This is a genomic window from Methylomonas sp. 11b (assembly GCF_000515215.1).
Classification (GTDB): Bacteria; Pseudomonadota; Gammaproteobacteria; order Methylococcales; family Methylomonadaceae; genus Methylomonas.
This window is the reverse complement of record NZ_KI911557.1, coordinates 4,865,219-4,877,395: the sequence shown is the minus strand read 5'-3', so window position 1 is coordinate 4,877,395 and position 12,177 is coordinate 4,865,219. Positions and strand designations below refer to the sequence as shown.

Annotated in this window: 10 protein-coding genes; 9 read left to right on the top strand and 1 reads right to left on the bottom strand. The window is 54.7% G+C overall.

The features are described from left to right. The 6 genes from METH11B_RS0123385 to METH11B_RS0123360 all read left to right on the top strand — a co-directional run bounded on the left by METH11B_RS0123385 (position 1) and on the right by METH11B_RS0123360 (position 6,823). Positions 1–816 (top strand): heme ABC transporter ATP-binding protein, encoded by an 816-nt coding sequence (locus tag METH11B_RS0123385; RefSeq protein ID WP_026604112.1) that lies wholly within the window; start codon positions 1–3, stop codon positions 814–816. Positions 817–1,176: 360 nt separating this feature from the next. Continuing rightward, complete coding sequence (locus METH11B_RS30210) at positions 1,177–1,392, top strand: SMI1/KNR4 family protein (RefSeq protein WP_026604111.1); 216 nt, start codon at positions 1,177–1,179, stop codon at positions 1,390–1,392. A 378-nt stretch (positions 1,393–1,770) separates the two neighbouring features. Then, positions 1,771–2,352 (top strand): hypothetical protein, encoded by a 582-nt coding sequence (locus METH11B_RS0123375; protein WP_026604110.1) that lies wholly within the window; start codon positions 1,771–1,773, stop codon positions 2,350–2,352. A 919-nt stretch (positions 2,353–3,271) separates the two neighbouring features. Beyond that, the gene (locus METH11B_RS0123370) at positions 3,272–3,604 is read left to right on the top strand and encodes a biotin/lipoyl-binding protein (protein WP_026604109.1); all 333 of its coding nucleotides are present in this window, start codon (positions 3,272–3,274) and stop codon (positions 3,602–3,604) included. A 40-nt stretch (positions 3,605–3,644) separates the two neighbouring features. Beyond that, positions 3,645–6,401, top strand: a complete 2,757-nt coding sequence (locus tag METH11B_RS0123365; RefSeq protein ID WP_026604108.1) for a M16 family metallopeptidase — start codon at positions 3,645–3,647, stop codon at positions 6,399–6,401. Beyond that, entirely contained in the window at positions 6,398–6,823 is a 426-nt protein-coding gene (locus METH11B_RS0123360; RefSeq protein ID WP_026604107.1) for a cysteine peptidase family C39 domain-containing protein, read from the top strand. Before METH11B_RS0123365 ends, METH11B_RS0123360 begins: the two co-directional genes overlap by 4 nt. Before the next feature lie 248 nt (positions 6,824–7,071). Here METH11B_RS0123360 and METH11B_RS0123355 read toward each other — a convergent pair whose 3' ends face one another. Beyond that, the gene (locus tag METH11B_RS0123355; protein ID WP_020485534.1) at positions 7,072–7,317 is read right to left on the bottom strand and encodes a hypothetical protein; all 246 of its coding nucleotides are present in this window, start codon (positions 7,315–7,317) and stop codon (positions 7,072–7,074) included. A gap of 708 nt (positions 7,318–8,025) precedes the next feature. Here METH11B_RS0123355 and METH11B_RS0123340 point away from each other — a divergent pair. The 3 genes from METH11B_RS0123340 to METH11B_RS0123330 all read left to right on the top strand — a co-directional run bounded on the left by METH11B_RS0123340 (position 8,026) and on the right by METH11B_RS0123330 (position 11,734). Beyond that, positions 8,026–10,218: a TonB-dependent receptor gene (locus tag METH11B_RS0123340; protein ID WP_026604106.1), complete on the top strand. Its 2,193-nt coding sequence runs from the start codon at positions 8,026–8,028 to the stop codon at positions 10,216–10,218. A 118-nt stretch (positions 10,219–10,336) separates the two neighbouring features. After that, positions 10,337–11,047 carry a PepSY-associated TM helix domain-containing protein gene (locus METH11B_RS0123335; RefSeq protein ID WP_026604105.1) on the top strand — a complete coding sequence of 237 codons (711 nt, stop codon included), beginning with the start codon at positions 10,337–10,339 and terminating at the stop codon, positions 11,045–11,047. A gap of 3 nt (positions 11,048–11,050) precedes the next feature. Beyond that, positions 11,051–11,734, top strand: coding sequence for a Fe2+-dependent dioxygenase (locus METH11B_RS0123330; RefSeq protein WP_026604104.1), 684 nt, complete (start codon positions 11,051–11,053; stop codon positions 11,732–11,734). Positions 11,735–12,177: the final 443 nt, after the last annotated feature.

Here is a 12,177-nt window from a genome sequence, read left to right as displayed (position 1 = left end):
ATGCTGCAAGCCATAGACCTGAGCTTACGCGTCGGCGCGAAAACCTTGCTGGACGGCGTGACGCTGGAGCTGCGCCCCGGCGAAGTACTGGCCGTGGCCGGCCCGAACGGCGCCGGCAAATCCAGCCTGCTACGGGCCATCAGCGGCGAGTTGGCGCCGTTCGCCGGCCAAGTGACGATGAACGGCCGGCCGCTGGCCGCATGGCCGCCGCAGCGAGCGGCGTTGCTGCGCGGCGTGTTGCCGCAAAGCTCCGGGCTGGCATTCCGCTTCACGGTGCGCGAAGTGGCCCTAATGGGCCGCAGCCCGCAACGCAAAAGCCACAGCGCCGCGCAAAATCGGGCCATCGCCGAACATGCACTGGCGATGACCGATACCGGCCATCTGGCCGAACGCATCTACACCACGCTGTCCGGCGGCGAACGCCAGCGGGTGCAACTGGCGCGGGTGCTGGCGCAAATCTGGGAGCCACAAGACCCGCTGCACCGCTATTTGTTGCTGGACGAACCGACCTCGGCGCTGGACCTGGCCCACCAGCACGCGGTGTTGGCCATCGCCCGCCGCTTCGCGGATGAACAACAGGCTGGCGTGCTGGCGGTCTTGCACGACCTGAACCTGGCCGCGCTATACGCCGACCGTATCGCGCTATTGCATCAAGGCCGGCTGGCCGCCATCGGCACGCCCGCGCAAACCCTGAACAGCAAGCTGATCCGGCAAGTGTTCGCTTACCCGGTCAGCATCAGTAGTCATCCGCAAATCCCGGACGCGCCGTTGGTGATTCCGCAACGGCAAACCGCGCCGGGTATTCCGGCGCAATGAGAAAGTCGGCGATACGGCTGTAGCTCGATTAAGCCGGAATATCCGTTTTAGCGTGTTCGGACGAATGCGTTAACAACAGCCGCCAGGGATGGCGGCACCTTACGATTCGATGCCACAGATTTTCCGGCAGGGCGATGGTGTTGTTGGGAGAAAAATCGAATAAACTGGCAGCGAACACAAGCCCTGTTGCAGTCGGTCGATCCAGTGATTCAATGACGCAAATTGCTCCGTTAACGGTCATTGGTTTTGGTTGCCCAGTGGTATACAGACAGGAAAATTGCATGCTAACCAATCAGTTATTGAAAAAGTGCGTATTTGCTTGGTGATATACGGAAACCGCTTAACAACTAGTTAGACCTTATGACTAAACATCATCGCGAGTTTGCGACCGAAGAGCTCATACATAGCGCCGAGGCAGAGCTTGGCGTTGTGTTTCCTGCGGAGCTAAAAGCCATTTGGAGCATCAATAACTGCAATGAATTGCCCGGTGGATGGAGATTCTTTCCCGTGTTCGATCCCTCCAACCCGAGGAAGACGGCCGGTGCGATTACGTATGAGAATTTGCGTGGCGCTTGAGGAAAGCGCATTCGCGAGCTTGGGATGATTGCCCTCGCCTCAAACGGAACGGGAAATCACTTAGTAGCGCGTGTTGTGGATGGGAGTGTTGAGCCACACGTGTTTCACTGGCACCACGAGACTGAACGATTGACGCATTGGAAGCCTGGCTTAGAATCCGTATTGAGAGCTGCCACGAAGTCTGCTGACGCGATTGAGCGGCTCAGGACGCGGTTTGCGCGTGATAAGGCTTAACTCCAGTGTTGGGCGTCACCACAAAGAGGCCATAAATGCACGTAAATATTGTCACGTTCCCAGAAACAACCGCGCAAGGCCGGTTACCTTGAACACTAGGCCTCATGGCATCTTCTTTCATCTGCCCGAACTACGCACAACATCATGCCAAGATCACCGTCAGTCATAGACCAAGCACGACTACCACGGAAGTGGCCCACGGACCTTTTCCCGGCGGAGTTTTGGGAGCAACTTGGGCGCACGATCGCGGCGTTCGGGCTCCTTGAGGAAGTGCTCGGCAAAGCCATCTTCGCATTCACCGCCACAACAATATTCGACGAAAAAGATGCAATCGAGCATTTGGCGAAGTGGGACAAGCAGTTGCACCAAGCTCTAACAGACACTCTTTGGCCGCTCGCAGAGGTCTATGGCAAGGTCATGCGAGATCATCAGGAATCAGACTTCAAGAACCTCGAAGGACTCGTTGAAGACATCAAGAAGGCCTCCAAGATTCGCAATGCGCTGTGCCATGGATCATGGCACGCTCCCGATTCATCAGGAGCTACGGACCTGTACTACTTCGACAAGAAGGATGGCAAGTTCGATACTCGAATCGACATCGAATGGCTAAGGCGGGTCCATGATCACGTCGTTGTTCTCATCTGCACCGTCATTGATTCCGTGACCGTGATGGGATGGGAGTTCCCTGGCGGTGCCGGTCCAGGCGAGCCGATCTGGCAGAAGTGAATGTCAAAGTCCTGTAAGGTGGGCACGGGGTTTTGTGCCCACGCGGATTTGAATGGTAGGCAATTTTGCCCAGTCTACCTCTGCTCGCAACAGGCGCTGGCTTAGGCTGCCGGTGAGCTTGCGAACCGCACCGTTCGCGAAACGGTACAATATATTCCTTGCGTTCGTTACCTCACCGCTAGCCGCGAACCTCCTATTTTTACTCAGCCGGCCCGGCGCATAGGCCGCCGAAACCGACAGCGACAAGACGCTGCCAACCGTCGAAGTTAAAGCGGAAGCCGCAGGCGATCAGCGTGATCGACCATGACTAATTTACGGCCCACCCGCGCAGAACGTTAATCGGGTGGCCGCGTAATCCCAGGCTTGCTAGCCGACATTGTCGATTAAGTGCCGGCGACGATTGTTTAAATCTGCTCGGCTTCGATAGACAGTTCAAGACGGGCAAATACAAGATTGGTTATTCAGTCGAAGCCTTGGCTGCTGCAAAACTAAACAAACAAGACCTACCGCATAATATGAGTTGACAGCGAGAGAGAACTTCCTTAAAGTCAACTCAGCCTTCGCGCAGAAGGCGTATTGCCAGCCATGTCTCCTGACTAGCCAGCCCTCACGGTGCTAATCAATTCATCCAGGGGACTTTATGACCATATCATTTTTCGCTAGCCGCCATTTTGTTTGCGGCGTTATCACTACAGCCGCAAATTCCATCGAACAGCTGATTTTTAGCTCTACGTTATTAACCCAGCCCTTAAACACCGTTAGCCTCCATGCCCTTGAGGGTACTGAAGGGCCAACCCGCTCAGGCCTCGACGCGCTCAGCCCGGACGGGGCACATAGGATTAATAAGGCCGGATTTATCGCTTAAGCGGCCCAACGACACGCTTCGCTGTCAAACATCGAAATCCGATAGGCAGGACGCATGTTCTCGACGAATCTTTATCGCGCGGAAGCCATGGCAGCGCAGACCGGACGCTTGGAAGGCGACATCCTGCTGGCAAGGTCTTGGTCGTCGTGGCTGGTATTCGCGATTGTGTTGACGCTGGTCGCTGCAACCGTTTTATTTATCAGCTTTGCGTCTTATACCAAACGAACCAACGCTATCGGCATGTTGGTCCCAAATGGCGGTGCGATTATTATTGCCACGCCGGCGCCAGGGCTTATTTCGGCCGTTCATGTTGAAGAAGGTCAAACGGTTCATGCCGGAGACACCTTATTTTACATTGAGAGACGAACGCCATCTTTCATCATTTAACAAACCTCGACTTATCCAACCATGGACAGGAATCTTACCCATGAATCGTACCCGCTCGACCTCAATAGCGTTTTTAATACTATCTTTCGTCAATGTTGTTACCGGGCACGCCACGGAAAATAAAACAAACAGCGCCGCCACCGAGAAATACGGCGCGATCGAACGGCAATTCGAGAACGGTTTCCGGGCCTTGTTGGTTCCCGATAGTAAGGCCGAGCGGACGGCGGTGACACTGGTGTACTTCAGCGGTTCGCTCGCCGATCCCGAAGGAAAGGCCGGCCTCGCGCATTTGCTGGAGCATTTGCTGTTTAGCGCGCCCACGACGCCGGGCAATCATGCGCTGGTTAGCGAGATGGCGCGCCGCAACATTGCCTATAACGGCAATACCAATTTCGACCGCACTATCTACCACACGGCCTTTTCAAGCGACCAGCCCACTTTGAACTGGCTGCTGGAACAAGAGGCCTTGCGCATGCAAAAACTGAAGATTACGGAAGCGGATATTGCCAGAGAATTACCAGTGGTATTGCGAGAAAAGGAGCTTGGCGATAGCAATCATCAGCAAAAATTAGCGCAACAAATACTGCCGGTTGTCACTCGCTTTGCCCCCTATGTACGCCCGCCGATAGGTAACGAAGCTGAATTGCGCAGTATCGCCATCGACGACGTCCGGGCTTTTTATCGGTCACACTATCGCCCCGACAATGCGCTGTTGGTCATTACCGGTCGATTTGACGTTGCCGAAACCTGGAAGCAATTGGAAACTCATTTTGGTGAGATTGAATCGCCCAAAATCGGGCAAGTAACGCCATTCCAAGCGGCGTCCGGGCAGGAGAGTAGCGATTCGCAACCGAGTTTTCGCGGCGACGGCGATGTCGCTTCCGTCTCATTATTTTATCCGTTACGGCATTCGTTCGATGCCAAGCATGTTGCGGCAATCGGCCTACTGAGCGGGTTGCTGGCCGGTTCGCCGGCCAGTCGTTTACATGAGTCGCTGGTTAGCGCCGGACAGGCGGCCTCTGTCTCGGCAATGCCATTGCTATTACGCAATGGGGGTGCATTCGAAGTCACTGCGCTCCCGCTGACAGCCGACAGTGAAACGTTGGAACAACTCCAAAACACCTTAGCAGTCCAAGTGCAGTCGCTGGGCGATAACGCGTTCACGGAAAAAGAACTGGAACGTGCCAAAAACTTGATACGCAACGAAGCGTTACACGTGCAATCTCAAGCCGCCGCCTTTGGCTACCGATTGGCTGAATTTGCATCCATCGGCGACTGGCGGCTGTGGTTCGAGAGCATCGACGCGGCCCAAGAAGTGTCTTTGCCGGAGATTCAGCAAACGGCCAAAACGATTTTCCAGCAGAGTATCCCGGTTGCCCAGTTGATGAGCAAAAGGCATGCGGCAAGTATCGCGGCGGAAAAGGAATCCGTGGTACCGCACGCAACAACCGGCGAACCATCCGCCGCGTCTGTGCCGGCGCACCTGCCGGAAACCGCGATACCAACGGCTAACGATGCGACGGCGGCAGCCCTTGATGCGCAAATCGAGCGCTTTAGCATTAACGAGTCGCTGGCGATTGCCCTCTGGCCCAAACCTATACCGACCGGTAGGGTGCAGGGTCTGTGGAATCTGCGTATGGGCACGGCGGACAGTATGCTTGGCAAACGTATTTTAGCGGACGTAACCGGTAGCCTGCTGGCGCACGGTTCGGCCAATTTAGATCGGCAACAACTGTTTGATCGCTTGGTGGGTTTGGATACCCACTTGTCGATGACGCCAGTTGATGACCGCTTGGCGATTCGCTTCGATCTGCCCGCCAACTCGTTACCGGAGTTTCTTGGCGTTCTGGTCGATATTCTTCATCATCCGGCGCTGCCGGAGCAGGGATTCAAGGAAGTCGGCAATCAGTTGCGTATCGCCTACCAAAGCCAGGGCGCAAAACCGCAAGTCGTTGCGGAACAAGCCGTGACCGCATTCACCAGCCAATACCCTATCGGCGACATCCGTCGCGAGCCCGGCATGGCAGAAGCGCTCGCTGCGTTGGAAGGTATCGAATTGAACGATGTAAAAGCCTTCCATGCCGATTATTACGGCGCGAATGGGGAGTTGGTGCTGTCCGGGGAGTTTGATGCAAAGGCGACACACCAGCAGTTGGAGAGCCTGCTAGGCCCATGGCGCAGCAAGCAGGCCTACCAACGGCCACCCGTGCCTTACGCCGCATTGGCTCCCGGCCAGCATGTCATTGCTTTACCCGAGGGCGCGCACGGTATTTACACGGCGCAGCTCAGACAGCCATTGCAAGCGAACGAGACTGACGCCCTGGCGTTAACGCTGGTTAATTTCGCACTGGGCGAGGATGCGCTGCAATCCCGCCTCGGTCGCCGCCTGCGTCAACAAGAGGGTATTTCGTACGGCGTGGCTAGCAAGATCAGCGCGTCTGCCTTTGAACCGCGCTCCACCCTGACTATCAGCGCGACCTATGCGCCGGCCCTGCGGCAACAGCTCTCCAAAGCCGTGCACGAGGAACTGGCCCTGCTGGTGAAAAATGGCCTCACAGATACGGAGTTCAGCAACGCAAAAGATAACTGGCGACATCGCAACGACCTGAGCACGCTGGATCACGACAAGTTGTTTGCTAAGCTGAATCTGCTATTGCGCTTGCGCCGCGATATGCAGTACTACGCCGAACTCAATACCCATGTGGAAGCCTTGACGCTGGCTCAGGTGAATGCGGCGATTGCGCGCCACATCAATCCCGATCAGTTGCTGGAAGTGTTTGTCGATTCCGCACAATGAAACACGTTAGCAACTCGTATCATTCGTCATACTTGCAAACCACCGCGGCCGAATGCGGCTTGGCCTGTTTGGGCTATGTCGCCGCTTGCCACGGCACCGAACACCCCATGAGCGAATTGCGCGCAAAGTATGCGGTGTCGCTACGCGGATCCACTATGATGGATTTGGTCGGCATTGGAGCGGCTCTCGGGTTTTCGTGCAGGCCGCTACGCCTGGAATTGGCGGAATTCGACCAACTCAGTCCCCCCTGTATTTTACATTGGCAAATGAGCCTTTTTGCGGTGTTAAAGAAACGCGAGTATGCCATCGGTATTTCGCAATTTGCATCGGTCCATCCAACCCGGCGAACACATCGCCATCGTCGGTACTGGTCCTGGACGAAGCAACCAGCCACTTGGATGTCGAAAAAGAGCGGAAGGTGAATTTGGCAATCAATTCGTTAAACATCACTCGATTAACCATCGCCCATAGAGCGGAAACCATAGGCATGGCGGACAGAGCAGTCTCTCTGGATGCGAGCATATACAGCGAAAGCAGGATTGGTAGTTTCTGAAGGCTATTACGCCATCCGACTATTAAGTTGACCCTGAATAAATTCTAACCAATTGATTTATTCAGGGGCGACTATTTTAGGAAAACCGCCGGGGATTTTCCGGCAAGTGGCGTTTCGCTAATTCAGTCTGGTGCTGGATTTAACAACAGTAAATCCGGCGCGTTTGCTTTTGTCTTTTTGACCGGCTCTGGCCTGGTGCGCGGCTTCGGACATGGTGTCGGCAAAGCTCAGGAAGTCGGCAACTTCCAGGCGCAAGGACATGTTCTGCAAATGCAGGTGGACGACGCCGCATTCGCGGCAAATCAATACCTTACTTAACTCCGTCGCCGCCAAACATTCGTGGGTACAGGGTTTCTTGCTCATACGTTTACTCCTTCAAAAATCGTCTGGGATTGGGTAAAAACTTTTAAGCGCATTAAAAACTATTGCCGCTCCGGATTCGCTAAACCACGACTGAGCTTGGCTTTTGTCTGAGACAAGAACATTTTCCAAACGATTTGTTTCGACCCTAGATCAAGACATCGGAAATCCGTGGCATGGATTTCGCCTTTTTCGACCAACGCCGCCAAAACTTCCGGAGCGATTGCCAAGCGCACAGCCTCGGGTTCTCTAAATAAGGGGAATAATCTTTTCACGTCACGGCAGCTGATTTTTAATCTGACTCAAATGATAATTATTCTCATTTGAAAAGTAAAGTATTTCTTCGCCCTTGAAAATTTCAGCCGTTAATTCGCCATTTTTTTTGCAGGCGTAAGGCTGCTTTCCGCAAACCTTTAGGCTACCGAGCTCCCGAAACGGCTCGAATGCTTTCAAAGATGTAAGCCTACCCAAACTTTGATTTCGAATGGGGAAACGGTCTGCACACAAATTCCGGAGTTGACATTAGCCTCAAAAAAAATAAAATGAGAATCGTTATTATTTGAGAATGATCTTATTTCTTGGCTTTTTGGAGCCGCATAGCTCGAATAGCGATCAATAACCGATGGACAATAACTGTCGGTTCGTAAAATCTTAGCCACCCAGCATTCCCAGCCAGGCAGCCAGCAACATTTATTTAGTCACGGGAATACTATGTCTGCAAACCATTCGACCACTAAAAAAAACACCCCTGCCAAGTGGCGCTTAGGGGCGCTCTTGCCGCTGGGCGCGGCTCTGAGCGGGGCGGCATTCGCCGCCGACTCGACCGCCGATGTAGCGGCCAACAATGATCAAGAAGTGGTTTTGGAAGACGTCAAAGTCAAAGCCAACCGCGAAAAGCAAGCCATTCGTTTCAAAGCCGAAACCTCGACCACCGGCAGTAAAACCGAGATGGCACTGCGCGACATTCCGCAGTCTGTCAGCGTGGTTAAAAAAGAACTGATCGAGTCGCAAAACGCCTTCAACCTGCGCGACGCTTTACGCAACGTCAGCGGCCTGACGATTGCCGCCGGCGAAGGCGGCCGTACCGGCGATTCGATTACCTTGCGCGGTTTCGCCGCCAGCTCGGATCAATACCTGGACGGCGTCAAGGACAACGGCCAGTACAATCGCGACACATTTTTCATTGAAAAAGCCGAAGTGTTGAAAGGCGCTTCCTCGATATTATTCGGCCGCGGCGCCACCGGCGGCGTGATCAATCAAGTCGCGAAGAAACCCACCGGTAAAACCGGGATTAACGGCAGTTTTACCTATGGCTTGTACGATTTCAAACGCACCGCCATCGACGCCGAAACCAAATATCAAGATTTATCGGCCCGGCTGAATGTCATGTACCAGGATGCCGATTCCTATCGCGACTACAACTACAGCAATCGCTGGGGTATCGCGCCTTCGTTCAAATGGGACATTAGCGCCGATACCGATTTAACTCTAAATCTACTGCATCAACAGGAAGAAGGCGTATTCGATTACGGCGTGCCTATGTATCGAGGCCGGCCGGCCGGCGTGCCTATCAACACCTTTTATGGCTTTACCGATAACCGGATGATGGACACCGATGTCAATGTGGCCACGGTGGCATTAACCCACCGTTTCAACCAGGATTTTTCGGTGAAAAACTCGATCCGCTACGGCGACTACGAACGCAAATACCTGACGCATCTGTATTCCGGCGCAGCGGCCTATAGCGGCGCCGATGCCGGTACTATCGCCCGCTCGCAAGCCTTACGCCTGAACACCCAGGAAAACGTCTACAACCAGACCGATTTTGTCTACAAAAAGCCCTTGTTCGGCTTTAACAATACCTTGATGTTCGGCAGCGAATTCGGCTGGGAAGACTACGATTTCAAATCGAAAAACTCGACCGGCGTCAGCCGCGTTTCGATATTCAATCCGCGTCTTACCGCCAGCGTCACCGGCTTGGCGTACCACTTCAGCGGTACACTGGCCACGGATCGCCTGACGCAAGCCCAAACCTACGCCGGCTATGTGTTGGATCAATTCGAGATCAACCCGGAATGGAAACTGTTAGCCGGCACCCGTTACGACGTGTTCGACGCGCAACAGACAGACAGGATAGGTACCGCCGACTTCAATAGTAGTGTCGATCAATGGAGCCCGCGCGGCGGTATCGTTTGGCAACCCAGCAAGGCCCAGTCCTATTATTTCAGTTACGGCAAATCCTTCAATCCGTCCGCCGAGAGTCTCAGTCTCTCGGCCAATAATGCCAACCTGCCGCCCGAGCAAAACCACAACTACGAAATCGGTGGCAAATGGGAGTTATTCGACGGCAAACTGTCCGCTACCGCAGCCTTGTTCCGACTGGAAAAAACCAATGCCCGCACCACCTCGCCGCTCGATTCCAACCTGCAAATCCTGGCGGGAGAGCAAAGTACCGACGGCTTCGAGGCCGGATTAGCCGGCGAAATATTGCCGAAGTGGGACGTATCGCTGACCTATGCCTATCTTGATTCGAAAATCAGCAAATCTACGACCACGGCCACCGGCTCGGTCAGCGGCTTAGTGAAATCGTTTGAGGGGATGACGGCCGTCAACGTGCCGGAGCACAGCGGCGTAGCCTGGAGCACCTACCACTTGACCGACAACTGGGAAGTCGGCGGCGGTGTGTACTACGCCAGCCACCGCTATGCCGACAGCGTCAACGAAGCGGTATTGCCGGGTTACGCCCGCCTGGATGCGGTGGTGGCCTATCACCAAAAACATTACGACGTGCAACTCAATGTGTTTAACCTGACCGATACCGTCTATTACGAATCCGGACAAACCAACTCGGCCTTGCCGGGTATGCCGGTGTCCGGGCAATTGACGGTGAGCTTTAAATACTAAACGCTGCGTGTTCGAACGGTTAAGCAACATCCGCCAGTAGCGAGATTGTTTAACCGTTCCACCCGATCCGCAAAACCCTTATTTGCAATTGCCATAGTCAGATTTTGGAACCCGACCCATGAACACCGCAACCGATTCATTATTGACGCCAGCCGCCCGCCCGCCCAAGAAAACCAACGGCGGCTATCTGTTTTTACCGAAAAACCTGTCGCGAGGCGCCTTCCTGAAATGGCTGCGCCGCACCCATGCCTGGTTCGGGCTATGGGGCGCGGCGCTGGGCTTATTATTCGGTTTTACCGGCATTTTAATGAACCACCGCGACGTACTGAAAATCCCCGTCGGCCGCATGGAACAAAAAGAAATCCAACTGGCATTGCCGGAACCTCATCCCACGGACCCGAAAGCGCTGGCCGCCTGGCTAGGCCAAACTTTAAGTGTAGATACATCTCACGCCAAAATCCGCAAGGAACCCGGTAAAACCGTGACCTGGAACAATCAAGCCGTTCAGCAACCGGCATCCTGGCAAATCAATATCCGCAATCCGCAAAAGATGTTGTCCGCCGACTACTGGGAAGGCAACGCCTTTGTCACGGTCAAGCAAGGCGAGGCAAACTTGTTGACTACTCTGAATAATCTGCATAAGGGCACCGGCATGGGCGTCGGCTGGGTCTTATTGGTGGATACCTTGGCGGGCGGCCTGATCCTGCTGGCCTTGACCGGCACTTTGCTGTGGACCAGGCTGCACGGCAACCGTTTAGCCGCCGCCGGATTAGGGCTGGGCTCCATGAGTTTGGCGGTGTTTTTTGCCATGCAAGCCATCTCGGGCTAGACCATGTTGATCCAAATTCCGGAAGTTCTTTCCCCTACCGAACTGCAACAGCTTGGCGACATTCTGGCCGACGCGCCTTGGGCGGATGGCCGCATCACTGCCGGCAGTCAGTCGGCACAGGTCAAAAACAACTGGCAACTGCCGGAGCAAACCGAGCAAAGTCACGCCGCCCGCGCCATTTTGCTGGGCGCCTTGAATCGCAACCCACTGTTTCTGTCGGCGGCACTGCCGAAAAAGATTTTCCCGCCTTTGTTCAATCGCTATGCCGGTGAACACAACACCTTCGGCAACCACATCGATAACGCCATCCGCCACTGCCCGATCAGCGGCGAACGGGTACGCACCGATTTGTCGGCGACGATTTTCCTCGCCGACCCGGACAGTTACGAAGGCGGCGAACTGGTCATCGAAGACACCTACGGCGAGCATGCCGTGAAGCTGGCGGCTGGAGATATGGTGCTATACCCCGGCTCCAGCCTGCACCGGGTGGCGCCGGTGACGCGCGGCGCGCGGCTGGCCTCGTTCTTCTGGCTGGAAAGCATGGTACGGGAAACCGAGCGTCGCCGCCTTTTATTTGAAATGGATATGGCTATCCTCGAATTGCGCAACACGCAGGGCGACAGCGCCCCGACCGTCAACCTGACCGGTTGTTACCACAACCTGCTAAGGATGTGGGCGGAGGTGTGAAACACGCCTGATGGTAATCCCGGCTCTTATAGGCCCAGTATCGTCATTCCCGCGAAAACGGGAGCGACAATATGTAGGGGCCTGGTAACAACAAACCGCGTCAACTTCAGTCCTCTTGCCACTTCAGTTGGCATGCCGATGAAAACTTTAACCTCATCCCTCCAACGGCCAACGGGATTCGCCCTCCGCCATTTGCTTAGCCCTCAACGCCCCACGCTTCACCGAATCTTTACAATCAGCAACACTGTCAGCCATTAGATTGACCCATTTACCCAGCGTTTAATATCTTGCATTCGTCATTTCCGCTAAGGCGGGAACCACGATAGTTAACGGCGCAAGAGCGGACCTCCAATGCCATGGATGGCAAGCTTCGCCCCAGCCATGGGGCCTGGATTACGCCAATCGCTGCCGGAATGGCCAGCACCTTTGCGCATCTAACAAAG

Coding starts and splice junctions, on each gene's coding strand:
- METH11B_RS0123385 (WP_026604112.1), top strand. CDS start 1: ATGCTGCAAGCCATAGACCTGAGCTTACGCGTCGGCGCGAAAACCTTG.
- METH11B_RS30210 (WP_026604111.1), top strand. CDS start 1,177: ATGACTAAACATCATCGCGAGTTTGCGACCGAAGAGCTCATACATAGC.
- METH11B_RS0123375 (WP_026604110.1), top strand. CDS start 1,771: ATGCCAAGATCACCGTCAGTCATAGACCAAGCACGACTACCACGGAAG.
- METH11B_RS0123370 (WP_026604109.1), top strand. CDS start 3,272: ATGTTCTCGACGAATCTTTATCGCGCGGAAGCCATGGCAGCGCAGACC.
- METH11B_RS0123365 (WP_026604108.1), top strand. CDS start 3,645: ATGAATCGTACCCGCTCGACCTCAATAGCGTTTTTAATACTATCTTTC.
- METH11B_RS0123360 (WP_026604107.1), top strand. CDS start 6,398: ATGAAACACGTTAGCAACTCGTATCATTCGTCATACTTGCAAACCACC.
- METH11B_RS0123355 (WP_020485534.1), bottom strand. CDS start 7,317: ATGAGCAAGAAACCCTGTACCCACGAATGTTTGGCGGCGACGGAGTTA.
- METH11B_RS0123340 (WP_026604106.1), top strand. CDS start 8,026: ATGTCTGCAAACCATTCGACCACTAAAAAAAACACCCCTGCCAAGTGG.
- METH11B_RS0123335 (WP_026604105.1), top strand. CDS start 10,337: ATGAACACCGCAACCGATTCATTATTGACGCCAGCCGCCCGCCCGCCC.
- METH11B_RS0123330 (WP_026604104.1), top strand. CDS start 11,051: ATGTTGATCCAAATTCCGGAAGTTCTTTCCCCTACCGAACTGCAACAG.